This window comes from Flavobacterium sp. AJR, from assembly GCF_002156885.1.
GTDB lineage: Bacteria > Bacteroidota > Bacteroidia > Flavobacteriales > Flavobacteriaceae > Flavobacterium.
The window spans coordinates 22,778-46,724 of the sequence record NZ_NCWQ01000036.1; the positions used below are offsets into that span (position 1 = coordinate 22,778).

Genomic DNA, 23,947 nt, shown 5'->3' on the forward strand with positions numbered 1-23,947 from the left:
TAATTTCTAATGCAGTAGGATTAAACATTAAAAGAAAATATAACTACACAATACAATTAAAATGCCAAAAGACACATCAATAAAATCAGTTTTAATAATAGGTTCGGGGCCTATTGTTATTGGTCAAGCTTGCGAATTTGATTATGCAGGATCACAATCAGCACGTTCTATTCGTGAAGAAGGAATTGAAGTTATCTTGATAAACTCAAATCCAGCGACTATTATGACCGACCCATCAATGGCGGATCATGTATATTTAAAACCACTAACTACAAAATCGATTATTGAAATTCTGAAAGCACATCCACAAATTGATGCTGTTTTGCCTACAATGGGAGGACAAACTGCATTAAATTTATGTTTGGAAGCTGATGAAAAGGGAATTTGGGCTGATTTTGGAGTAAAATTAATTGGTGTTGATGTGAACGCCATTAATATTACTGAAGATAGAGAGCAGTTTAAACAACTTCTTGAAAAAATTAATGTACCAACTGCACCTGCAAAAACGGCTACTTCGTACTTAGAAGGAAAAGAAATTGCACAGGAATTTGGTTTCCCACTTGTAATTCGTCCTTCATTTACACTTGGAGGAACTGGAGCTGCGATTGTTTATAAAAAAGAAGATTTTGATGAGCTTTTAACAAGAGGTCTTGAAGCTTCGCCAATACATGAGGTTTTAATTGATAAAGCTTTAATGGGTTGGAAAGAATATGAGTTGGAACTTTTAAGAGATAAGAATGATAATGTTGTAATTATTTGTTCTATCGAAAATATGGATCCAATGGGAATTCATACTGGAGATTCGATTACAGTTGCACCAGCAATGACTTTATCGGATACAACATTCCAAAAATTAAGAGATTACGCTATATTAATGATGCGTAGTATCGGAAACTTTGCAGGAGGTTGTAATGTGCAATTTGCGGTTTCGCCAGACGAAAAAGAAGATATCGTTGCGATTGAAATCAACCCTCGTGTATCTCGTTCATCTGCATTAGCATCGAAAGCAACTGGTTATCCAATTGCAAAAATTGCTTCTAAACTAGCTTTAGGGTACAATCTTGATGAGTTGCAAAACCAAATTACAAAATCGACTTCGGCTCTTTTTGAACCGACTTTAGATTATGTGATTGTAAAAATACCTCGTTGGAACTTTGATAAATTTGAAGGTGCTGACAGAACTCTTGGTCTTCAGATGAAATCTGTAGGTGAGGTTATGGGTATCGGACGTTCATTTCAAGAAGCTTTACATAAAGCAACACAATCATTAGAAATTAAACGTAATGGTTTAGGTGCTGATGGAAAAGGATATAAAAATTACGAACAAATTATCGAGAAACTAACTTTTGCAAGTTGGGATCGTGTTTTTGTAATTTATGATGCAATTGCAATGGGAATTCCGTTGAGCCGTATTCATGAGATTACTAAAATAGATATGTGGTTCTTGAAACAATATGAAGAACTTTATACGCTAGAGAAAGAAATTTCAAACTATAAAGTAGCTACTTTGCCAAAAGAACTTTTGCTTGAAGCGAAACAAAAAGGTTTTGCCGACAGACAAATTGCTCACATGATGAATTGTCTGGAAAGTGAAGTGCATACTTTACGTATGGATAAGAACATTAATCGTGTGTTTAAATTAGTAGATACTTGTGCTGCCGAATTTAAGGCGAAAACTCCTTATTACTATTCAACTTTTGAAGCTGAAATAGAAAAAGCAAATGGGGAACGTTATGTAGATAACGAAAGTATTGTTACCGATAAAAAGAAAATAATAGTTTTAGGTTCTGGACCAAACCGAATTGGACAAGGAATTGAATTTGATTATTCTTGCGTTCACGGTGTACTTGCAGCTAAAGAGTGTGGTTACGAAACTATCATGATTAACTGTAATCCAGAAACTGTTTCGACAGATTTTGATACTGCTGATAAATTGTATTTTGAGCCAGTTTTCTGGGAGCATATCTACGATATCATTCAGCATGAAAAACCAGAAGGTGTAATTGTACAGTTAGGTGGTCAGACAGCATTAAAACTAGCAGATAAATTATCTAAATACGGTGTAAAAATTATAGGAACAAGTTTTGATGCCTTAGATTTAGCCGAAGATAGAGGACGTTTCTCTGAGTTATTAACTGAATTGCATATTCCTTTCCCTCAATTTGGAATCGCTGAAACTGCGGATGAAGCTTCTGCTCTTGCAGATACTTTAGATTTTCCATTATTGATTCGTCCTTCTTATGTATTAGGTGGTCAGGGAATGAAAATCGTAATCAACAAGAAAGAACTTGAAGAGCACGTTATTAATTTATTGAAAACAATTCCTGGGAATAAATTACTTCTGGATCATTACTTAGCTGGAGCAATCGAAGCTGAGGCTGATGCAATTTGTGATGCTGATGGAAATGTTTATATCATAGGAATAATGGAGCACATCGAGCCTTGTGGAGTTCACTCGGGAGATAGTAATGCGACATTACCTCCTTTTAACTTAGGAGAGTTTGTAATGCAACAAATAAAAGATCATACTATAAAAATTGCGAGAGCTCTTAAAACAGTTGGTTTAATAAACATACAATTTGCGATAAAAGATGATACGGTTTATATTATCGAGGCAAATCCTAGAGCATCGAGAACAGTACCATTTATTGCAAAAGCTTACGGAGAACCTTATGTAAACTACGCTACAAAAGTAATGTTGGGACATAATAAGGTAACCGATTTTAAATTCAACCCGCAATTAAAAGGATTTGCAATTAAACAACCTGTATTCTCTTTTAGTAAATTCCATAATGTAAACAAAGCATTAGGGCCAGAGATGAAATCAACAGGTGAAAGTATCTTGTTTATCGACGACTTAAAAGACGATCAGTTCTACGAATTGTACTCAAGAAGAAAAATGTATTTGAGTAAATAATCTCAAATCCTGATATAAAAAAAGCCTCAAAATCTAAATTTTGAGGCTTTTTTGTTTAATAGGAGAATTGCTTATTTTACAATTATCTTTTTAGATGTATTGTTAACTTTTAAAATATAATTTCCTGAAGTTAAATTTGATAAAATGATTTTATTGTCTTTGCTGTCAGATGCTTTGAAGTTTTGAACTTCTCTACCTGTCATGTCAAATAATTGAATCGTTTTTAAATCAACTTTACTGTTTTCGATAACTAAATAATCTGTTGCAGGATTAGGATAAACTACAAAGTTATCTGTTGTATTGTTAACGTCTTTTAATCCTAACATTGGGTCAGTAATTTTAATTACTTTTTTGGCACTTGTGCTAACGTAAAGTGCTCCATTGTAAAAAGCCATTTGTCCTGCGCTGTCACCAAGATTAAGTCTTGTATATTGAGTTTGGTCTCCATTTGAGCCCCCTGCAGGGAAACGAAAAATTCTACCTAGCGTACCTGTTGAAATGTATAAATCTCCATTTGGTGTGTAAAGAAGGTTAGATGGATTCATCATTCCTGAAATAAGTGTGCTTACAGTACCTGCAGGGGTTATTTTTTTTATTTCGCCTTCAACTTTATCTGCAACAATTAAATTGCTCGATTTATCAAATACCATCCCATTTGGTTGAGTAAGACCTGTAGCAAAAGTGGTAACTATTCCATTAATGTCTATTTTTTTGATGCTTCCGGAAATAGCTTCTGAGTAATATACATTGCCAGATGCATCGATTGCTATCCCGTAAGGGTCATTTAAAGCTGGGTAAGAAGTTGCTACCCCGGTTGGTGTTACTTTTTTGATTTCGTCAATGGAGCCTGATCCAGCAATCCAAAGATTACCATTGGGGTCAAAAGCTATTTGTTGTGGTGTTCCGTTTAGAGAACTAATAAAAGGAGTTTTTATAAGGCTTGGAGTGATTTTAGTTACATTGTATGCGCTGTAATCGGCAACATATAAGTTTCCAGCACTATCAAATGCAATTCCTGTTGGTGTATTTAATCCAGTTACATAATCACTAGGTGTTTGGGCATTAATACTAAATGTAGAGAATAAAGCAAAGAGTAAAATTTTTTTCATATATATGATTTTAATGTTTGGTCAAATATATATTATTTCGTTTTCAGTGTTGCTTTTTTTGTAAAAAATTATGTCGTTTTGTTTTTATTTCTGTTAAAAAAAAGATGAAATATCATAAATTTTATTAATACTGCTTTTGATACAGCTTTTTGAATAGAAATAATCAAATTCGGGTATAAAAAAAGCCTCAATCAAGAGGCTTTTTTGTTTTTAAAGTAAGAATTATTTAATCAGTTGTTGTAACGGTTTAAGTTGTTCCATATCTATATTAGATTCTTTAAGAACGGTCATTAATGTCATGATATTGTTTGGATTCATATTTTTTCCTAAAACACGAACTACTGCAAAACCATTTTCATTTCTGTTGGCATAAATTATGAACTCTTCAATATTCTCGTCTGTTCCTACATAGCTTACTGAAGCGCCATCTTTTCCAGAACCAAATTTCATTAATTGTTGGTATTTTGGGTTCTTTAAAATAGTATTTAGCTTAGTTCTTTCGGCTTCATATTCCGTTTGGTTTTTATCATTTCGTTTAAAAGCCAAGATGTTCATTTTGTCGAAAGAGTTTAATGCTTCGCTTTGTTCAGCAGATAGTTTTTCTTTGTTTACATTGAGAATACTTGGCGAAACATCGAGAGCAATAAAGTTTTTGTTTTCGGTATTTTCTACGAAATATTTCTGTAATGAAGGTTCAGAATTGCAACTTACTAGAAGTAATAATCCTAAAAAGGCGAAAATGTTGGTGATTCGTTTCATGTTATTTTTTTCCTTTAGATGCTTTTTTCAAATCAGAACCTCCAGGTAATTTCATTTTGTCTGTAAGTACCGAGATTTCATTTAAATCAAAATTACCAGTAAGTGATAGTAAAACTGTGTCTTCATTTTTACCTGAATCAATAAACATAAATAACTCTTTTATTTGAGTGTCGCTTGCTCCAGATTTTACATAAATTTTTACGTTTCTTCCGTTATCGTTTACTCGCATTAACTCTTCTAAACCTGCAGATTTTATGTATTTATCTGCGGTAAGTTTCATGTCGGCTTCAACTCTGGTACTTTGTGTTGTAAACACCTTTAGATTATCTAGTTTTTTAATAAGGCTTAAGTATTGTTGTGTTTCTTTATCCGAAGCATCAACTTTTACCTTACTCATTAAATCGAACATTTTTTTGTTTACGATTACAGATGTTACATCATCCTGACCATCATATTTGTCAAAAGCTCCTTGTGCATAAAATGCATGGCTTACAAATGCGAAAACTAGTGTTATTATGAAATTTTTACTCAAGCTTCTTCTATTGTTTTTTCTGTTTTCGTGAATCGTTGATTTCATTTTATCGAGTTTTATTTTGTTTGAAAATTAAGTTTTTTGATTGTTCGTATTCTTTAATATACTGGACACTTTCTATACCAGTATTAACATTGTGTGACACCATAGCCAAGGCTTTTTGCGTCGCCGCCAAAGCTTCTTCTGGGGAGTCATAAGTTCCTAAGTCTGATTTTGCAACAACAGGAGTTGTGTTATTTGTGTTGTTGAGGTAAAAATAAGAACCTATTCCTAGTAAAAGGACAGCCGAAGCAGCAATTGATAACCACGCCACATTACGTTTCTTAGTTTGTAGTGGAATTTCTTGCGTTAAACGTTGTTCTTTTACTTGAGAGAAATAACCAAAAAGTGGTTTGTATTGCTCTAAATGCTGCGCAACATTCGGAGAAGAAAAGTAATTTTTTAATTCATTTTCTTCGGCAATAGTGCTTTCTCCCTGAAAGTATTTTTCTAATAATATTTCTATTTTATCTGATTCCATATTGATGTGTATTAAGCATAGATTCTCTTATTTTTTTTCTAGCTCTTGAAAGCGCTACGCGAATAGCGGTTTCATTCATATTAACTATTTTGGAGATTTCGTCAAACTCATATTGTTCGACATCTCGTAACTGAATTAAAATTTGTTGCTGCTCTGGCAATTGACTCATTATTTTTTCTACCCATTCTAAACTATTATTATCTTCTACTTTTTGATCTAATCGCGGCTCTCTATCGGTGTAATTAGAATGTACAAGGGTAAGATTACTGGCTCGTTTTGATTTTAATTGATCCAGACAATAATTTTTTGTCATTGTCATGGCAAGAGCTTCAACATTATTATAAGTGCTTAATGTTTCTTTCTTACTCCATAGTTTAACTAAAATCTCTTGCGAGGCATCTTCTGCTTCTTCTGTACTTATGAGTAATCGTTTTGCCAGACGAAATACTTTGTCTTTAAAAGGATTTACTAACTGAAGGAAAACGATTTGGTTCATAAAAATTACAAATTATAGGTTCGCTTATAGTATCAAGACGAAACAGAATTATTTTTGTTACAAAAGTGTGTGAAATAAAACTAAAGATAGTATTTTTACGTTAATACTATATTGATACCTACTATATGAAGACAATATTAAGAACCGCAATATTATTATTTTTAGCAGTATTCTGCTTTCAAGCCTGTCAGGATCAAGATGATGTGGCTGCTCCTAAAAACCTACAGGTTCAGGATTTTATCTGGAAAGGATTAAATCAATATTATTTATGGCAAGGTGATGTTCCTAATTTATCCGATGATCGGTTTAATAATAATCAAGAAGCGTTAAATTCTTTTTTAAGAGGATATCCAGATCCCGAAACATTATTTAATTCTTTGCGAGTAGATCCGTCAATAGACAGATTTAGTTGGATTGTAGATGATTATACTGTATTGGAACAAGAACTTCAAGGAACATCTAAAAATAATGGAATTGATTTTAAATTAAGTCCAAAATCTAAAGGTTCTAATGATTTGATTGGTTTTGTGCGTTATATTCTTCCTAACTCAGATGCTGCAAGCAAAGGAGTGAAGCGTGGAGATTTATTTTATGGTATTAATGGTACGCAAATTACTTATGATAATTATAAAACTTTACTCGCGCCAGATAGTTATACGATAAATTTAACTGATTATGATGGAACGACATTTGTACCAAACGGCAAATCGGTTACGCTTACTAAATCTGTTTTGGATGAAAATCCAATTTTCATAAATAAAGTGATAGAGAAGAATGGTCGTAAAATAGGTTACTTAATGTATAATGGTTTTTATGGTAACTATGATGATCAATTAAATGCTGCATTTGGAGAATTAAAAGGAAAAGGTATTACCGATTTAGTTCTTGATTTGCGATATAATGGGGGAGGTTCTGTGCAAACAGCAACCCGATTAGCAAGTATGATTACAGGACAGTTTACAGATAAAGTTTTCTCTAAACAAAAATGGAATGCTAAAATGAATGAAAGTTTAGAAATTAATAATGCAGAATTTCTAATCAATAATTTTGTAGATAAATTTAATGGAGTTGCTTTAAATAGTTTGAATTTGACCAAAGTATATATATTAACTTCTAAAAGTACAGCTTCGGCAAGTGAATTGGTTATTAATGGGTTAAAACCATACATTGATGTAATACAAATAGGTGATGTAACTATAGGTAAAAATGTAGGTTCGGTTACTTTGTATGATTCTCCTACTTTTCTTAAAAGAAATGTTAATCCAAGTCATAAATATGCGATGCAGCCAATTGTTTTGAAGATTGTTAACTCAGTAGGTTTTGGAGAATATACTAATGGATTAACGCCTACTTATAGCGTAATAGAAACTATAAATTCGTTGGGAGTTTTAGGAGATGAAAATGAGCCATTATTAGGCACTGCAATTTCTAAAATTACAGGTACAGGTAAAGTAATTTTGCCTAAAGATGGTAAAGAGTTTGAATACTTTACCGATTCTAAATCAATAGATGGTATTCGAAACCAAATGTATGTAGATAAAGCTCCTGAAGGACTTTTGAGAGCATTACAAGATTAGATAGAGAAATAAAAAAGGCTTTCGTTAGAAAGCCTTTTTTAATAAAGTAAAATGTAAATAAATGATTTTAATTAGTCATTGAAGTAAAATCCGTTTGGTCCTAAGCCAACTGTTAATTCCTTTATAAGAGTACCATTTAAATTATAGATATAAGCCTTACTATTTGAAGCAAAATCACCTCCGTCTGAAACATAAATTTTGTCATTCTTTACAGCAAAACCATACATTTTTCCATATTCTGAAGTTGAAGAATATTCAAAAACAGGTGTAGTAGATGCTGTTGTAGCAGTGTAATCTATTGCGTAAACAGCTGTATTTGCTGTATAATATATTTTGTTATTGTAAATATCTAAGTTTCTAGCTCCGTCAAGTGATTCTGGAAAAGTAATTTTAGTGATGGTATTATCTGATAATTTTACTTTTGCAATTTCGCTTCTATCTCCGTATGGAGTTCTGATAATATATAACGTACCATCTTTGGTTTCCATTGGATCTCCACCAAAGCCAATAGTCACTTTAGTTTCTATTTTGTTTGTACTTGGATTAATGATAACTAATTTATCACTGTTATAAGGCTCAGTTATGTAAAGTTTATTGTTTGTAAGTTCAATACGGTTGGCAGTTCCGTCTAAAGGAATTGTACTTTCTACCTTATTTGTAGATAAGTTAATTACAGCGACAAAATCATCAGTATTTCCTACTGGGTTTGTTTTGCTCCAGTATGTGTTTGCATTAGTAACATATGCTTTCCCATCTTTTACAACACCATATCTAGGTTTGATAAGTCCAGTCTCAATTTTAGCTACTAATTTAAAAGTGTAACGATTTACTACGTTAATCACATTTGTACCTCCAGAAATAATGTAGGCTTTGTCGTTATCAAAAAAGATATTTTGAAGATATTTTCCGATATAGTCATTACCATTTGTTGGTCCGTAAACATCTTTAACAAAAGTGTTTGTATTTAAGTCTTCATTGATAAAAGACACAGAACCACCACTGATATCATTTCCTTCATTTAAGATAAAAATACCATCCTCATAAGCTCCTTTTGGACCATCGTCATTGTTGTCATTATCATCATTAGAGCAAGAAGCAAGAAGCGAAATGCTTAATGCTAATAAAAATAATCTAGTTAGTTTCATTATATTAAAATTTAAGGTTTATGTACAAATTATAATTTCTTCCAGGCATTGGTCTGAATTCTAGACTTTCATATTCTTTATTCCAAACGTTTAAAATTTGAAAACCTATTTTAAAAGAGGATAAAAGTTTGAAGTCATAGTCTATACCTATGTTTGAAACGGTGTAAGCAGGAATTATGTTTTTTGGGTCATTATCGGATTGTGTATAAACAAAATCATTGTATAAAAATTGATAATTGGCTGAGAACTTATTTCTGTAATATGAAATTGCTCCTGTAATTTTATTAAAAGGAACAAAGAACAATTGCTTTTTGGTTTCGTCATTTTCTGAAACGGTATAAGCATAAGTCGCATTGACATTAAAATAATTTTTACCAAAATGTTTTTTCCAACTTAATAAGGTTTCAGCTCCGTAACTATTTACTTTGTCGGTGTTCTGAGGCATCCAGATGCCATTATCACTAGGTACCCATCGTAATAAGTCTTTTATTTTCATGTAATAAAAAGTTTGGGTCAGTGAGATATTTTTGTATGTAAAAACATTTCCAATTTCGGCTTGATAGGAGTTCTCTGGTTTTAAATCAGGATTTCCTCCTTCTTCCCAATACAAATCATTAAACGTTGGAATTCTGAAATTTCGAGAGAAATTTAATTTCAGATTATATAATTTACTAAATTGATAAGATGACCCTAAAGAGAATAAAACAGGAGATTTGTAATTATTTGTAAATTCTTTTCGGATGCCTAACTCGTTTTTCCAATTTGCAAAAAAATCTTGTTTTATCATTAATGCAGCTGAGCTAATTTCTCTCACATGATCTCCAAAACCAGTTCCGTAACCTTTGGTTCTATTATAATCTAGGATAGCGTTTACTTGAGTTGATTTAAAAAGAGTGTATCCTAAATCAGCTTTAGTAATTAGGCTTTCTGTTTTTCCGTGGCTATAGTTGTTTTTTGAATTATCTTCAAAATATTGATATTTCTCAGTAATAAAAGCAGTTTTAAAGTTGGTTGTGAATCTGCCAAAATCACCATCATATTCTATTAAATTACGACTGAAACTATTAATGTATTTTGATTTGGTTTCAGATTCAGAAATAATTGAAGTATTTCGGTCAGTATTAGATGTTTGGCTGTATAATTTAAGGCTGTTCTTTGCGTCAAATTTATAACCTAGGTTTGCGCTCATCGTAATGATATCATATTGCCCGTTTTGGTTCCAGCGTTGTTCACCTTTCCAGTTGTATCGGTTTAAGTATTTGTAATCATTGGCTGAGCTATTTTTAGAAAATCCAATTTGTGCGCTCCACTTTTCGTTTGAAATATTTGTTTTGTAGTTGATTCCAATGGTATTAAAGCTTCCGTAATCTAGCTTTAAATTATTTTCAAACCTTTTGTAAAAACTTAAATCATTGTTTAAATGTACTGTTCCTCCCACAGCACCACTTCCGTAAATAACACTTCCTCCACCAGCTTTTACACTTACCGAATTGTAGTCAGATCCGGCTATAGTATTAAAATCGGTACTTCCGTTCATCTGAGAATTGATATTGATACCGTTCCATATTACAGCAGCTTGGGAAGCCGTTGTTCCTCTAAAAGCAACTGTCGAAAGCATACCACGACCGTATTCTTTAAAATAAATAGTAGAGTTAAAGTTTAATAAATCGGTAAGTAATGCTTCATTTCTATTAATAATAGAGTCATTAAGTACTTGAATTGATTGTGAATCAGAGTATTTCTTGAGGTTAGTGTCGGAAACTATAACTTCTTTTAATTTTGTTATAGAATCATTTTGTGCCAAAATGAATTGGCAAACTAAGAGCGAAAAACAGATGTAAAACTTTTGTAATGTCATAATTTCTAAACTCTTTTTCCCGAGAGTTCGATATTTGTTAACAAAGGCAGGTCTCCTGGCTTCGCGTCTTGTTGTTTCCCTTCCCGTCCTAAAACAGTGGTTTGTAGTTAACAACAAGCATCCCTTACAGGACTAAGCTTACAGTTGCGGGTACAGCTCAAGATTTTCGAATGTAGATTTTGATGTTTTCAATCTTCAATTACTTGATTCCCTTTTAATGTGTCTCAAAAAATATAGCACAACCTTAATGAAAGTGCAAATATAAAGTTAAAAAAGCTTATAAATCAATTCTGTTTGATTATTTAATACTATTCATAAACAAAACAAAAATTGATTTTATTTAGATATCGACTTTAATTACTTGTCCAAAATCGACTTTGTTTTGGAAAGCATCTTTAAGAGGAAGAGAGTTTAAAAGACATAATATGCTTCTTATTACTCCGGCATGTGCAACAATAATTGCCTTTGACGGTTTTTTAGCAAGTATTTCGTTTTCTATAAAATGAGTGACTCTTTCATGTAAATCGATGAAAGATTCTCCGTTTGAAACTCGAATATTTACGAAATCTTCCATCCACGGATTTAAATCATTTGAAGAAATTTCATTCCAATTTTTCATTTCCCAATCACCAAAATCCATTTCCATCAAACGTTTGTCCTCTTTGTAATTTAAAATTTTGGTTTCTTGTTGGATATGTTTGGCAAGTAACACACAACGTTTTAATGGACTCGAATATAACAATGCATCTTGAGGTAATTGCTTTACAATGTTTTCAAAAATCAAATCATAAGGTTCAGCAATATTTACATCAGTTTGACCGTAGCAAATTCCTTTTTCGCAAACAGTTTCGGTATGACGAACTAAATAAATTTCCATACTGCTATAACACTTAAATAAAAAATAACTTCGCAAACTTGTTGTGTTGCGCCCAAACAATCTCCAGTATAACCATCAATCCATTTTTGGAAATAACGTGCCAAAAAGTAGCGTGTTAGGAAAACTGGAATTAATACTAAAAGTAATTGATATTGAAAATAAGAAAGAACCAAGAGAGGTAATAAACCAAAAAAGAAAGAACCTAAAACTTCTTTCCAGCTAAAGCTTTTTGCAATTGGTTTGCTTTTGCTTGTCGCATCTTCACGAGAATATTCATGTGTAAATACGATGCTTATAGCTGCTAAACGACTAATAGAGTGTCCTGCAATAAACAACAATAAAATAGTAATTACCGATTGCTGACTTGTAATTGTCTCTATAGTTACCAGTTCTGAAAGTAACTGAAATTTTAATAAAAATAATAATACAACACCAATAGCTCCATAAGCGCCAATGGCACTGTCTTTCATGATGAGTAAGATTTTTTCTTTGGTCCAACCCCCACCAAAACCATCACAAACATCGGCAAAACCATCTTCATGAAAAGCTCCAGTAATTAAAATCCCAGCAATCATTCCTATAATTACTGCTGCGGGTGTTGAAACTAAAAATGAAGCACCATAAAATGCCAGAAAAGATATACCTCCAACAATCCAACCAATCAAAGGGAAATATCGACTTGCTTTATTAAGGTAATCAGGATTATGGTCGATATTTTTAGGACAAGGAATCCTTGTGTAGAACATTAATGCAGTAAAAAAAATATGGAGTTGTTTTTTCATTTAATAGTTTTATTTATTTGGCTAAAGATAGTTGCTGAAACTAAAAACTGCGACTGAATACTGTTTTACTTCTTACTAACTCCAGCATTTTCAAAAGTAGCCATTTCGTTAAGGAAAACAATTGCCGATTGTAATATAGGTAAAGCAATTGCACAGCCCGTTCCTTCGCCTAAGCGTAAATTTAGTTGTAGAACTGATTGAGCTTCTAGATAATCTAATAATTTCTGATGTGCTTGTTCAGCAGATGAATGACAGTAAATAGCATTTTTCTTGATTTCAGGATTTATTTTATAAGCAATTAAAAATGCCACAGTACAAATAAAACCATCTACCAGAATTAGCATATTGTTTTTATAAGCGGCTAACATTCCGCTGGCCATTTGTATGATTTCAAAACCACCAAAATAGGCGAGTTGTACTTTTAATTCGGCTTGACCGGAATAATTTTCAATGGCTTTTTTTAGGATTTCCTGCTTCTGAATTAATTTTTCTTCATCAACTCCAGTTCCTTTTCCAACACATTCTTCTATAGAAAAACCTGTTAAAACACTCATTAAAACCGAAGCTGTAGATGTGTTACCAATACCCATTTCGCCAAAACCAATGCAATTACTTCCTGTTTTTGCAACAGAATCTACAATTTCTGAACCTTTCAAGAAACACAATTGTAATTCGGTTTCGCTCATTGCGGGAGCGTGTAAAAAGGATTGAGTTCCTTTGGCAATTTTAGCATTAATTAAATTCGCATTTGTAGGGAAATCATAATTTACACCAGCATCTACGATAGAAAGTTCAATTTTATTTTGTTTACAAAAAACATTTATTGCTGCACCGCCTTCTAGGAAATTACCAACCATTTGTCGGGTTACATCTTGCGGATAAGCACTCACGCCATGATTGGCAATACCGTGGTCTGCTGCAAAAACAACAATATTTGGTTTTATAATCTCAGGTTCCAGAGTTTGAAAAACTGTTCCTATTTGGAATGCCAGCTTTTCTAAAATACCTAAAGCTCCAATAGGTTTAGTTTTTGAATCGATTTTATGCTGTAGCGCTTCTTTAAAAGAGCTTTTAACTTCGACTTTAGGTTTATTATCAAAATCTAATTTCGGAATAAGACTCTCATTTATAGTTTTGATTTCGGTACAATCAAAAGTTTCCGATTTTTGTTTCCACTTTAATTGCTGCAACATGGGTTGATTATCGTAGTTTGTCGCAGGTTTACCAATACAGAAATAACCAAGCGGTTCTATATTTTCAGGTAAATCAATTATTTTCTTAAACTGATAATAATTTAAAATAGAAACCCAACCCATACCATAACCTTGCTCCGTAAGTGATAACCAGATATTTTGGGCAGCACAAACCGAACTAAATTTTACAGCTTCATTACTACCAACAGTTCCTATAGTAAAATTGTTTAGCACCGAGCGGTCATAAGCAATTATCATCCCAATAGGAGCCTCTTCTATAGCTTCCAGCTTCAAGGATTTATAGCGTTCTTTTTGCTCCTCATCATCAGTTAATAACTCCGCTTTTTTATTATAATCCAAAAATAAATCTTTGATAGCTTTTTTAACTTCATCCGATTTTATGATGTAATACTTAGTTGCATCTGTTAAACCCACCGAAGGCGCCCAATGTCCAGCTTGTAAAGCATTTTGAATAACTTCATCAGGAACTTCGTCATTAGTAAAGTGGCGTGTATCGCGGCGTGATTTTAATATATCATCTAAATAGCTCATGTTTTTTCTTTTTAAGAGGTTCAAAAGGAACAAAGGTCTAGGCTGATAGCCCAAAGCCGAAAGCTCTCGGCTTTTACTTTCCTTTTATTGTAACGGGAATTCCCGAAACCATAAGTACAACAGTATCGGCATTTTTAGCCAAAAACTGATTCATCCAACCTTGTAATTCAGTAAATTTTCTTCCTACGTGCGTATCAGCATGAAGTCCCATTCCTATTTCGTTGGTAACAATTATCAAAGTAGAATCTGGCTGATTGGCTATTTTTAGAAACTCAGCTTTAGCTTCTTCAAGAGATAATGTAACATCATTTTTAGTATCTACAAAAAAGTTAGTTAACCAAAGCGTTACACAATCAATCAAAGCTACTTTACCCGAAAAATCAATTTCGCTCAAATGTTTTTCCTTCTCAATATTTGTCCAGCGTTCGTCGCGTTCTTGTTGGTGACGATCAATTCGATTCTGGAAATCTTCATCCCATTTTCTAGCCGTTGCCACATACATTGGTGCATTTGTAAGTTGCAAAGCCAGTTGTTGTGCATAACCACTTTTCCCCGAACGCTCACCACCAGTAATCAAGTAAACCATCTTTTTTTAATTGTTAATTATTAATTGTAAATTTTAGAAGGGCGTTCCCTTCGGGCGGGCTATTCGCTATATCTTTTATTTTTTAAAGAAAAAAATAAAAGGATACCACTACTATCCCTAACGCAATTGCACCAACTATTTCTTTCGTGTTAATTGGTGAAATTCGTGTTTATTCTTTTAAATCAGTAAGGGCAATGTCGACATTTGTTTCCGCAACAGCTTCCTCTTTTCAGATGAAACCATTCCTTAAAAACATAATTTCCGTTTTCCAGATAATAATCGATTCCTTCAATAAGTGTATTGTTTTTTGGCAAAGCCGAAGCTTTATTGTCAGTTGCAATTTCTGGAGTGATTGTATTTACAAAATCATCTATTTTTACCACACAGGCATTTTTTAAACAATTCGGGCAAAGACAATCCACAACATCCGAAGGTACAAAAATAGGAGGGAAGTTGTTGCACCAACATTTATTTCCGTCGGGAGAATCACCGCAATTAAATGCAGTTCCGCAGCTTGAGCAGTTTTTTACTTTAAGACCATTCATACTGCAAAGATACTATTTGTTCAATTTTTTACGTTTAAAAGTAAACAAGAAATTTAGAAATTGCGCTACCTTTGTCGCTATCCAAATTGTAAAAGATGAAATTGTATGATTCAAAATCAGATATGATATAGAATAACAATTCCATAATTTCTTTAAAAACAAATAGTAACTACCTATGAAGTCATCATTACATAAAGTTATTTTTCTTTTCTCCTTTTTAGTATTAATAGGATGTAAGAAAAACGAAAGTACACCAGAAATAAAATCCGAAATAGGACAAAACAGTATCGAATATGCTTCGGGACTTTCTATAAAAAAATTCACTGGATATTCAGTTGTAAAAGTTACAAATCCTTGGCCAGATGCAGGAAAGGATTATACTTATGTATTAAAAGAAAAAGATGGGGTTGTGCCCGATAGTTTAAAAAGTTATACTACAATCCAGATCCCGTTACAAACAATTGTAGTAACATCAACAACCAATATTCCGTTTTTAGAAATGCTTGATGTCGAGAATAATTTGGTAGGTTTCCCGCATACCGATTATGTTTCTTCAGAGAAAACAAGAAAATTAATAGATAAAGGTTCTGTTAAGAATGTTGGTCAAAACGAAAAATTAAATATCGAGCAACTTATCGAATTAGCACCAAATTTAATTGTCACTTTCGGAGTTGATAATAACAATCCAATGTTAGATAACTTACAAAAAAGCGGTTTAAAAGTACTAATTCAGGCCGATTGGATGGAGCAATCTCCACTAGGAAAAGCCGAATGGATAAAACTTTACGGTGCATTATTTGGAAAAGAAGCACAAGCCAAAGAGCTTTTTGATAAAATTGTAACCAGTTATAACGAAGCTAAGAAATTAGTAGCCTCTAAGAAAGCAACTTCAACTGTTTTATATGGTTCTATGTACATGGATCAATGGTATGTTGCCAAAGGAAATAGTTGGGTAGCACAATTTATGGCCGATGCCAAAGCCGATTATTTATGGGCAAATCTAGAAGGAACAGGAAGTCTGGGATTATCATTCGAAAAAATATTAGACAAAGCCAAAACAGCTTCAGTCTGGATTGCGACAGGTTCTTTTAAATCATTAACAGAATTAGAAAAAAGTAATCCACATTACAGCCAGTTTGATGCTTTTAAAACAAAAAACATATATACTTTCGAGAATAAATTTGGAGCAACTGGAGGAACAATTTATTATGAATTAGCTCCAAGCCGACCAGATTTAGTGCTGAAAGATTACATTAAGATATTTCATCCTGAGTTATTGCCAAGTTATGAATTTACTTTTGCATCTAAATTAAACTAAATCCAATTGGCGAATCAAAAGCGAAATACAATCTTGTTCTTTATACTCGGTTTAGCACTTTTGTTATTATTCTTTCTGGACATTAGTTTCGGGTCTATCACAATTCCTTTTAAAGAAGTTTATACCAGTTTAACAGGAGGAGAAGCAAGTAAATCGACATGGGAATATATCATAATTAATTATCGTTTGCCTAAAGCAATTACCGCAGTATTAGTTGGTGTAGGATTATCGATAAGTGGTTTGTTGATGCAAACATTATTCAGAAATCCATTGGCTGGTCCCGATGTTTTAGGATTAAGTTCCGGAGCGATATTAGCAGTAGCAATTGTGATTTTAGGAGCAGGTTTATTGCCTTCATTCTTAAATACAATTTTGCTATCAAGCTACGGGATTGTAATTGCATCAACATTAGGGAGTATTTCGGTTTTATTACTGGTTTTATTAGTATCGCAACGATTACGAAATACAATGGCTATTTTAATAGTCGGGCTTATGTTTGGTAGTTTTACCAGTGCTATTGTTGGGGTTTTGACCTATTTTAGTTCGGCTGAACAATTACAGAAATTCACTTTTTGGTCACTAGGAAGTCTAGGAAATCTTTCCTGGTCATCGATTATAGTTTTAGCAGTGAGTGTTAGTATCGGTTTACTTTTAAGTGCGAGTAGTATCAAACCATTAAATGCATTGTTACTTGGAGAGAATTATGCCAAAAGCATGGGACTTAATTTTAAGAGAACAAGACTTGTAATTATTTTTGCCACAAGTATTTTGGCAGGAAGTGTTACTGCTTTTGCTGGGCCAATTGCTTTTATAGGATTAGCCGTTCCACATATAGCAAAGCTTACATTTAGAACCAGTAATCATGCTGTTTTATATTGGAGTACCCTTTTTTATGGAGGAATAATTATGTTGTTTTGCGACATCGCATCACAATTACCAGGATTAGAAACTACATTGCCTATTAATGCAATAACATCAATAATTGGAGCGCCGGTAGTAATTTGGTTATTAGTCCGAAAGAGAAATTTTGAGTAAACGTTTTTGCAACAGCTTTGTGAGCTTTGCGGTTAATTTTTTTGCCACAGATTAAAAAGATTAGAATGATTTTTTAAACCTTAGCACCTTAAAGAAAATGAAAAGCATCCTATCAACTTCAAACTTAAGTATTGGCTATAAGTCCAAGAAAGCAACTGTGACTATTGCTCAAAACTTAAACCTGAATTTAGAACCCGGAAAACTTATTGCTTTAATTGGTGCAAACGGAATCGGTAAATCGACATTGCTACGAACAATAACAGGAATTCAACATCCATTATCAGGAACAGTTTTGCTAAATGATAAGAACGTATTTGAATATAAACCACTCGATTTAGCACAGAACTTAAGCATTGTTTTAACCGAAAAATTACCGCCAAGCAATCTATCCGTTTTCGAATTAGTGGCTTTAGGGCGCCAACCTTATACAAACTGGATTGGGACTTTGACGCAGTATGATATTACTAAAGTAAATGAGGCATTAGAGCTCACACAAATAAGTCATTTATCACACAAAAAACATTACGAAATAAGCGACGGGCAATTGCAAAAAGTATTAATTGCACGAGCTTTAGCACAAGACACGCCATTTATTATTCTAGATGAACCAACTACACATCTCGATTTATTGCATAAAGTAGCTTTGTTTAAGTTGCTTAAGAAACTAACTCACGAAACGGGGAAATGCATTTTGTTCTCTACACATGATATTGATTTAGCAATACAATTAAGCGACGAAATGATTATTATGACACCCGAAGCTTTTATACAAGACGAACCTTGTAACTTAATTGCAACAGGAAGTTTTGCAACTTTATTTAAAGACGACCATATTAAATTTGATGCCGAAAAAGGGAAGTTTGTGATTACTTAGAATTCAGGTTTTTTCGACCTTGTGGGAAGAAAATCGATGTCAGATCCGATTAAACGATTAAACAAATAATCGCTTAAACCTTCAGCCCAATCTGTCTCTTAGCTTCACCCACCACAAACGCAACCGAATTTGCGATATTAAAACTTCTTATTAGGGACGACATTGGAATCGTAAGATGATTTTCGAATTGTTCTAAAACTTCCTCGCTCAATCCTACGCTTTCTTTACCAAAAACCAACCAATCTCCATCTTGGAAATCTGTTTCAAGATATGATTTCTTGGCATGAGAACTCATAAGGAAAACACGTGATAAATCTGGAATCTGAGCTTTCCATTCCGCTACATTCTGATATTCGGTTACATCAAGGTGAGCCCAATAATCGAGTCCGGAACGTTTTAAGTTTTTATCATTTATAACAAATCCAAAAGGATGTACTAAATGCAATCGGCTTTCTGTACCAACGCACAAGCGACCAATGTTTCCAGTATTATTAGGTATTTCGGGTTCTACGAGAACTATATTCAGCATTATTTAATTTGTTTATTCGGTTAATCGTTAATTTGGGAATTATCTAATTTTGATATATTCTTTAATTAATTTTCTAATTTAAAATCGGGTACTTCTAAAACTTCTCCAGCTTTTAAGCCCTGCAAATATACATTTCCTATACGAACACGTACCAATCGTAAAGTAGGAAAACCAACAGCAGCAGTCATTTTTCGCACTTGACGAAACTTACCTTCATTTACAGTTATCGAGGCCCATGAAGTTGGTCCATGTCGTTCATCTCTGATTTTTTTTGCTCTTGGGCCAAAATCAGGAATTTCGGTAACGATGAAAGCAGAACAAGGTTTGGTTTTATATTTCCCGCCATCAAAACCAATTTCAACTCCTTTTTGTAATTCTTCGATTGCTTCAGGAGTAATAATTCCATCTACTTGAACATAGTATTCTTTGTCGACTTTTTTGCTTCTTACCTGTTCACTTACTTTTCCATCTGTAGTTAGTAAAAGCAAACCTTCTGAATCTTCATCAAGTCTGCCAATAGCCATTGTACCTTCTGGAAAATTATGTAATTCACCCAAAAGTTTCTTCTTTCTTTTTAGCTCATATATAAACTGACTTAAATAACCGTATGGTTTAAAAAGAATAAAATGTTGATGCGACATGCTGGAATTTTTGAGCAAAGATAGTTTTGTTTCACAAGTAATTCCAATTTATAGATATTACTGCTTATTGTTTTTCATTTTAGTTAGCCACAAATAAACAGACCAGATTACGGTAATACCAAATAAGATAAGTAGCGGAACATAATAGTTGCTAAAAAAATCATGAAAATAAGTTCCGATTAAAATATATGCCGAGGCGATACAAAGTTTTAACACAATAAACTCGGCATTAGACCAACTTGTTTTGATTTTGAAGAAGTTCATGATATGTTGTTTTAGGAATTATTAATAAAAATACAATTTTTGAAAATTACTTTTGTGTTTACTATTTTATGAATGTAAAAGGTTTGTTTTAGAAAATTTAATTTAGTGTTGTTTTTGATTGAAAAGCCTTATGATTACTGGGCTTATTGAGTAGTTTGTGTCTAAAGCTTAAAGTGAAATACAATAAGAATTATTTGCTTAACCTGCATAATTTTTATGGATATCTGAAATAATTAATATTTATTGTGTAGTTTGGTGCTAAATATTTATAAAGGTTTAAACAATAACTTTAAAGTTTTATAATATTCGCTTAACTTTAAAGACAATAAATTTGAACTCTAAAAACACTAATTTTTAACGTATGAAAAACCACTACTCTTTGCGCCATTTAATGGCTTTTTTAAGTTTTTTTTATTGCTTTTCAGCAAATCTTTTTGCACAAACAAATCCCGAGCCTCAACCTTTGCCTTATTTGCAAAATTTTGAGACATTACCCGCCAGTTCAACAGCTTTTTTGCCTTTTGTTAAAGGTTTTCAAGGATGGGCTGCAAATTTAGATTCACCTAAAACTACTTATAGTACTACTTTGGTTGGAGATAGAGATTTATTAAAAAGCAGTTCAGCAAGTAATAATAGTGGGAATATCCATAATTATGGCGGTAAAATCGGTATTTTAAATACTGGTAAACTTGATTTAGCAATTGGATTTGCTTTTGTAACTAAAGATTTGAAAGGAATTCAGGTTAAATATGATGCGATGGAAATTCGTAATCCGTATGATGGAACGACTAGTACCCGTAAGAATGAGATGGCTTTGCAATACAGGATTGGTATTACAGGACCTTTTATTTCTCTATTAGAAACAGCTTATTTAAGTGGTGAAAAATTACAAACAGGTACAGGAGTTACTATCCCTCTAAATTTAAAGACAATAAAAGTAACTTTGCCACCTGAATGTGATAACCAATCTGTAGTTCAAATAAGATGGATTGTTAGAGATGCAGGAGGTGTTAACGCACGCCCTTCTTTTGCAATCGATAATATAGATATCAAAAAAGATGATGAAGCTCCAGTAAACGTAGTAAGTTATCCAAAAATAGATAATGTATTATCAGATGAGTTTGATTTCCATAATAAAATTGATGAGGTAGGGAAAACATATTATGTATTAGTACTAGCTACTGATGCAGCACCTACAGGCGCGCAAGTAAAAAGTGGTTTCAACGCAAGTGGAACAGCCGCTTTACAATCTGGTGTATTAGATATCACAGATAAATCATTGGTTTATTCAAAAACAATTACTGGTTTAACACTAAATACAGCATATAGTGTTTACTCTATTTCTGAAGATTCTTTTGGAAATATACAAGCAAGTGTAAACAAAATAGACGCGACCACTCCGGCTGTTGTGTCACCAAAAATAACTACAACAACTACAGTAATTAATTTGGGTGTCGAAGAACCAAATTTTACTTCATCGGTTCTGAGTTACCAAATAGGAGGAGATAATCTTAATAATCCAGTAACAGTTACGGCACCAACTAATTTTGCAGTATCTAAGGACAATGTTATTTTTGGATCTTCTGTTGTATATGATTTAGTGGATTTTGCAGGAAATGCTACGCCAACAGTTTATGTACGTTTTACACCAAATGCACTTGGTAGTTTTACAGGTCAAATTACTAATCAATCTGCAGGTGCAGCTACTAAAATAGTGAGTGTATCAGGCTTTGGAATTAATCCATACGTTCAGAATTTTAATGATGCTAATGTTTTTACTAATAGTGGTTGGACATCTTATAATGTAGCTGGTCCACTTAAGGCTTGGGAAAGTACAACTACAAATGCTAATTCAGCTCCCGGAGCAGTGGTAATGAATGGATTTTCAGATGGTGGAGTAAGTGAAGATTGGTTGATTTCGCCAAAATTACGCTTAAATAGCTTTAATAATTATCCTTTATTATCATTTTATGCTCGTAAATATTTTGCAGGACCAAGTTTAAAATTAATGGTTTCTACAAATTATGATGGAAAAAGTAGCCCTGCTAGTGCTAGTTGGACAGAAATAGATGGTAACTTTCCTGTAACAACGGGAGCTTATGTGCAATCACAATACATTAATTTAGGAGCATACATAACGGATCATACTTATGTAGCTTGGGTTTACGAAACGTTATCTGGAGGTAGTGGTAATGCATCAGAGTGGACGATTGATGATGTAGCTATAACAAATGAGCTAGGATTCGTAGATTCAAATCCTAATTTAGATTTTGGAGATGTGAGCCCTAATACAGTTTCTACTAGTAAAACTTTTATTTTTAAAGCTGGCGGTTACGGTGATATTACTATTGCCGCTCCACTAGATTATCAATTATCTCTTGATAATTCAAGCTTTTTATCAAGTGTTATTGTAAATGAAGCTGATGCATTGCTTGGGAAAACAATTTATGCAAGATTTACGCCTTCTACAAAAGAGTTAACTATTGCAGGTACATTGACTGTAACAGGAGCAGGATTAAATGAGAAAATTGGAACATTAAAAGGTTCTTCTTTGCCAAAAGAAGATACTTTTGATATTGTAACGTATAATCTTGAGTTTTTTGGAAGTAATGTGATTGGTGCAGATAAAAAAGAATTTGGTCCTATAGATGATGCTTTGCAAATTGAGAATGTTGCCAAAGTAATGAATAAGATGGATGCCGATGTATATGTTGTGCAAGAAGTGTCTGATGATCCTTCTATCGATATTTTAATAGCAAAATTAAATATTAACGGTAAAATATTTGATAAAGTAATTTCTCCTAATTGGTCCTATTCGTTTAATGAGCCTCAAGATAATTTTCCGCCACAAAAACTAGTAGTAATTTATAATACCAAAACAGCAACGGTTACAAGTGAGCGTGTAATGTTTAAGGATTTTTATGATGGACTTCGTAATGGAACTGAAACTTTGGTAAATTATCCAGGTACCAATGCCAACTTTTTCTCATCAGGGCGTTTACCTTATATGGTACAAATAGAAACAAATATTGGAGGAGTAAAAAAAACACTTAATTTGGTAGATCTTCATGCACGTGCCAATAGCGGAACAGATATTACTAAATACAATATGCGTAAATACGATGCTCAAGTATTAAAAGATAGCTTAGATCGTTATTATTCAAAGTCTAATTTAATTATTTTAGGAGATTATAATGATGACGTAAAAGCATCTGTTGTTACGCCAAATCCTTCTTCTTATAAAATGTTTGTAGACGATACTGCAAATTATAACGCACTTACTTTAGATATCAGTAAAGCAGGAGCTTTTAGTTTCCTAAGTTCAGGTGGATTTTTAGATCACATTATGATATCAAATGAATTAAATAGTGAATATATTCCTAATTCAATTGCAGTTTATGATCCACGTTCTGATATAAATAATTATGTAAATACAACATCTGATCACGGGCCAGTAATTGCTCGTTTTGAATTAAAAGGATCTACTTTAGGTACAATAGATTTTGAAACTAAGAATGGTTTTGCAGTAAAAGCATATCCTAATCCAGCAACAGATGTTGTCAATGTTCTTGTGAAAACTAATGAAGACAAGAAGCTTAAATTAAGACTTTATGATATTACGGGTCGTATGATAGGAAAACCTATTGATGTAAATGGAGGACAGGAAAATAGTACTTCGGTAATCCAGATAAGTGATTTAAAAACCGGAATCTATATTTATACCTTATCAGAAAATAATAAAGTTGTTTTTAAAGATAAGATCATAAAAAAATAATCGAAAGGTTTTATAAATTAAAAATGCTAGATTCTACTTTAAGAATCTAGCATTTTTTTACAG

At 32.8% G+C, this 23,947-nt stretch carries 21 protein-coding genes and 1 riboswitch; of the genes, 6 read left to right on the forward strand and 15 right to left on the reverse strand.

Translation table 11 applies throughout. From position 1 onward, the window contains the following. Positions 1-61 precede the first annotated feature (61 nt). Positions 62-2,917, forward strand: a complete 2,856-nt coding sequence (gene carB, locus B8T70_RS11175) for a carbamoyl-phosphate synthase large subunit (protein ID WP_039112228.1) — start codon at positions 62-64, stop codon at positions 2,915-2,917. Between the two features lie 71 nt (positions 2,918-2,988). On the opposite strand, the gene B8T70_RS11180 is transcribed toward carB, so the two are convergent. The 5 genes from B8T70_RS11180 to B8T70_RS11200 all read right to left on the reverse strand — a co-directional run bounded on the left by B8T70_RS11180 (position 2,989) and on the right by B8T70_RS11200 (position 6,333). Further along, positions 2,989-4,026 carry a T9SS type A sorting domain-containing protein gene (locus B8T70_RS11180; RefSeq protein ID WP_086894898.1) on the reverse strand — a complete coding sequence of 346 codons (1,038 nt, stop codon included), beginning with the start codon at positions 4,024-4,026 and terminating at the stop codon, positions 2,989-2,991. Positions 4,027-4,248: 222 nt separating this feature from the next. Continuing rightward, positions 4,249-4,785 (reverse strand): DUF4252 domain-containing protein, encoded by a 537-nt coding sequence (locus B8T70_RS11185; protein WP_039119373.1) that lies wholly within the window; start codon positions 4,783-4,785, stop codon positions 4,249-4,251. A gap of 1 nt (position 4,786) precedes the next feature. Continuing rightward, positions 4,787-5,362: a DUF4252 domain-containing protein gene (locus B8T70_RS11190; RefSeq protein WP_052250110.1), complete on the reverse strand. Its 576-nt coding sequence runs from the start codon at positions 5,360-5,362 to the stop codon at positions 4,787-4,789. A 1-nt stretch (position 5,363) separates the two neighbouring features. Further along, positions 5,364-5,837, reverse strand: a complete 474-nt coding sequence (locus tag B8T70_RS11195; protein ID WP_039119371.1) for a hypothetical protein — start codon at positions 5,835-5,837, stop codon at positions 5,364-5,366. Next, positions 5,824-6,333 (reverse strand): RNA polymerase sigma factor, encoded by a 510-nt coding sequence (locus tag B8T70_RS11200; protein ID WP_039112222.1) that lies wholly within the window; start codon positions 6,331-6,333, stop codon positions 5,824-5,826. Before B8T70_RS11200 ends, B8T70_RS11195 begins: the two co-directional genes overlap by 14 nt. Positions 6,334-6,458: 125 nt before the next feature. Here B8T70_RS11200 and B8T70_RS11205 point away from each other — a divergent pair, with 125 nt between their 5' ends. After that, the gene (locus tag B8T70_RS11205) at positions 6,459-7,910 is read left to right on the forward strand and encodes a S41 family peptidase (RefSeq protein ID WP_039119370.1); all 1,452 of its coding nucleotides are present in this window, start codon (positions 6,459-6,461) and stop codon (positions 7,908-7,910) included. A 71-nt stretch (positions 7,911-7,981) separates the two neighbouring features. On the opposite strand, the gene B8T70_RS11210 is transcribed toward B8T70_RS11205, so the two are convergent. From B8T70_RS11210 to B8T70_RS11240, 7 genes are all read right to left on the reverse strand, one after another. After that, a complete protein-coding gene (locus B8T70_RS11210) occupies positions 7,982-9,055 on the reverse strand; it encodes a DUF5074 domain-containing protein (protein WP_086894899.1) in 1,074 nt (357 codons plus the stop codon). A gap of 4 nt (positions 9,056-9,059) precedes the next feature. Further along, complete coding sequence (locus B8T70_RS11215; protein WP_086894900.1) at positions 9,060-10,913, reverse strand: TonB-dependent siderophore receptor; 1,854 nt, start codon at positions 10,911-10,913, stop codon at positions 9,060-9,062. 27 nt (positions 10,914-10,940) lie between these two features. After that, a riboswitch (cobalamin riboswitch) is annotated at positions 10,941-11,175 on the reverse strand. Positions 11,176-11,253: 78 nt separating this feature from the next. Further along, positions 11,254-11,790: an alpha-ribazole phosphatase gene (cobC, locus tag B8T70_RS11220; RefSeq protein ID WP_086894901.1), complete on the reverse strand. Its 537-nt coding sequence runs from the start codon at positions 11,788-11,790 to the stop codon at positions 11,254-11,256. Beyond that, entirely contained in the window at positions 11,775-12,572 is a 798-nt protein-coding gene (locus B8T70_RS11225; protein ID WP_086894902.1) for an adenosylcobinamide-GDP ribazoletransferase, read from the reverse strand. Before B8T70_RS11225 ends, cobC begins: the two co-directional genes overlap by 16 nt. Before the next feature lie 65 nt (positions 12,573-12,637). Beyond that, on the reverse strand, positions 12,638-14,317 hold the full coding sequence (gene cobT / locus B8T70_RS11230) for a nicotinate-nucleotide--dimethylbenzimidazole phosphoribosyltransferase (protein WP_086894903.1): 1,680 nt from the start codon (positions 14,315-14,317) through the stop codon (positions 12,638-12,640). Between the two features lie 73 nt (positions 14,318-14,390). Continuing rightward, a complete protein-coding gene (gene cobU / locus B8T70_RS11235) occupies positions 14,391-14,903 on the reverse strand; it encodes a bifunctional adenosylcobinamide kinase/adenosylcobinamide-phosphate guanylyltransferase (protein ID WP_086894904.1) in 513 nt (170 codons plus the stop codon). A gap of 182 nt (positions 14,904-15,085) precedes the next feature. Next, positions 15,086-15,448, reverse strand: coding sequence for a DUF5522 domain-containing protein (locus B8T70_RS11240; protein ID WP_086894905.1), 363 nt, complete (start codon positions 15,446-15,448; stop codon positions 15,086-15,088). A 175-nt stretch (positions 15,449-15,623) separates the two neighbouring features. On the opposite strand from B8T70_RS11240, the gene B8T70_RS11245 reads away from it, so the two are divergent. The 3 genes from B8T70_RS11245 to B8T70_RS11255 all read left to right on the forward strand — a co-directional run bounded on the left by B8T70_RS11245 (position 15,624) and on the right by B8T70_RS11255 (position 18,675). Further along, complete coding sequence (locus tag B8T70_RS11245; RefSeq protein ID WP_086894906.1) at positions 15,624-16,766, forward strand: ABC transporter substrate-binding protein; 1,143 nt, start codon at positions 15,624-15,626, stop codon at positions 16,764-16,766. 6 nt (positions 16,767-16,772) lie between these two features. Beyond that, entirely contained in the window at positions 16,773-17,801 is a 1,029-nt protein-coding gene (locus B8T70_RS11250; protein ID WP_086894907.1) for an iron ABC transporter permease, read from the forward strand. Between the two features lie 97 nt (positions 17,802-17,898). After that, entirely contained in the window at positions 17,899-18,675 is a 777-nt protein-coding gene (locus B8T70_RS11255; protein ID WP_086894908.1) for an ABC transporter ATP-binding protein, read from the forward strand. 73 nt (positions 18,676-18,748) lie between these two features. Here the strand turns inward: B8T70_RS11255 and B8T70_RS11260 are convergent, their stop codons facing one another. From B8T70_RS11260 to B8T70_RS11270, 3 genes are all read right to left on the reverse strand, one after another. Continuing rightward, complete coding sequence (locus tag B8T70_RS11260; RefSeq protein ID WP_086894909.1) at positions 18,749-19,204, reverse strand: tRNA (cytidine(34)-2'-O)-methyltransferase; 456 nt, start codon at positions 19,202-19,204, stop codon at positions 18,749-18,751. A gap of 65 nt (positions 19,205-19,269) precedes the next feature. Then, positions 19,270-19,845: a pseudouridine synthase gene (locus B8T70_RS11265; protein ID WP_039119360.1), complete on the reverse strand. Its 576-nt coding sequence runs from the start codon at positions 19,843-19,845 to the stop codon at positions 19,270-19,272. A gap of 57 nt (positions 19,846-19,902) precedes the next feature. Next, a complete protein-coding gene (locus B8T70_RS11270) occupies positions 19,903-20,109 on the reverse strand; it encodes a hypothetical protein (protein WP_039119359.1) in 207 nt (68 codons plus the stop codon). 361 nt (positions 20,110-20,470) lie between these two features. Between B8T70_RS11270 and B8T70_RS11275 the strand changes: the two genes are divergently transcribed. Beyond that, complete coding sequence (locus B8T70_RS11275) at positions 20,471-23,884, forward strand: T9SS-dependent choice-of-anchor J family protein (protein ID WP_086894910.1); 3,414 nt, start codon at positions 20,471-20,473, stop codon at positions 23,882-23,884. Positions 23,885-23,947 lie beyond the last annotated feature (63 nt).

What these genes read in the sequence shown, in the direction of transcription:
- B8T70_RS11245 (WP_086894906.1), top strand. Translation starts at nt 15,624, where the DNA reads ATGAAGTCATCATTACATAAAGTTATTTTTCTTTTCTCCTTTTTAGTA.
- B8T70_RS11215 (WP_086894900.1), bottom strand. Translation starts at nt 10,913, where the DNA reads ATGACATTACAAAAGTTTTACATCTGTTTTTCGCTCTTAGTTTGCCAA.
- cobU (WP_086894904.1), bottom strand. Translation starts at nt 14,903, where the DNA reads ATGGTTTACTTGATTACTGGTGGTGAGCGTTCGGGGAAAAGTGGTTAT.
- B8T70_RS11210 (WP_086894899.1), bottom strand. Translation starts at nt 9,055, where the DNA reads ATGAAACTAACTAGATTATTTTTATTAGCATTAAGCATTTCGCTTCTT.
- B8T70_RS11180 (WP_086894898.1), bottom strand. Translation starts at nt 4,026, where the DNA reads ATGAAAAAAATTTTACTCTTTGCTTTATTCTCTACATTTAGTATTAAT.
- B8T70_RS11275 (WP_086894910.1), top strand. Translation starts at nt 20,471, where the DNA reads ATGAAAAACCACTACTCTTTGCGCCATTTAATGGCTTTTTTAAGTTTT.
- B8T70_RS11200 (WP_039112222.1), bottom strand. Translation starts at nt 6,333, where the DNA reads ATGAACCAAATCGTTTTCCTTCAGTTAGTAAATCCTTTTAAAGACAAA.
- B8T70_RS11240 (WP_086894905.1), bottom strand. Translation starts at nt 15,448, where the DNA reads ATGAATGGTCTTAAAGTAAAAAACTGCTCAAGCTGCGGAACTGCATTT.
- carB (WP_039112228.1), top strand. Translation starts at nt 62, where the DNA reads ATGCCAAAAGACACATCAATAAAATCAGTTTTAATAATAGGTTCGGGG.
- B8T70_RS11260 (WP_086894909.1), bottom strand. Translation starts at nt 19,204, where the DNA reads ATGCTGAATATAGTTCTCGTAGAACCCGAAATACCTAATAATACTGGA.
- cobT (WP_086894903.1), bottom strand. Translation starts at nt 14,317, where the DNA reads ATGAGCTATTTAGATGATATATTAAAATCACGCCGCGATACACGCCAC.
- B8T70_RS11190 (WP_052250110.1), bottom strand. Translation starts at nt 5,362, where the DNA reads ATGAAATCAACGATTCACGAAAACAGAAAAAACAATAGAAGAAGCTTG.
- B8T70_RS11205 (WP_039119370.1), top strand. Translation starts at nt 6,459, where the DNA reads ATGAAGACAATATTAAGAACCGCAATATTATTATTTTTAGCAGTATTC.
- cobC (WP_086894901.1), bottom strand. Translation starts at nt 11,790, where the DNA reads ATGGAAATTTATTTAGTTCGTCATACCGAAACTGTTTGCGAAAAAGGA.
- B8T70_RS11270 (WP_039119359.1), bottom strand. Translation starts at nt 20,109, where the DNA reads ATGAACTTCTTCAAAATCAAAACAAGTTGGTCTAATGCCGAGTTTATT.
- B8T70_RS11255 (WP_086894908.1), top strand. Translation starts at nt 17,899, where the DNA reads ATGAAAAGCATCCTATCAACTTCAAACTTAAGTATTGGCTATAAGTCC.
- B8T70_RS11195 (WP_039119371.1), bottom strand. Translation starts at nt 5,837, where the DNA reads ATGGAATCAGATAAAATAGAAATATTATTAGAAAAATACTTTCAGGGA.
- B8T70_RS11225 (WP_086894902.1), bottom strand. Translation starts at nt 12,572, where the DNA reads ATGAAAAAACAACTCCATATTTTTTTTACTGCATTAATGTTCTACACA.
- B8T70_RS11265 (WP_039119360.1), bottom strand. Translation starts at nt 19,845, where the DNA reads ATGTCGCATCAACATTTTATTCTTTTTAAACCATACGGTTATTTAAGT.
- B8T70_RS11185 (WP_039119373.1), bottom strand. Translation starts at nt 4,785, where the DNA reads ATGAAACGAATCACCAACATTTTCGCCTTTTTAGGATTATTACTTCTA.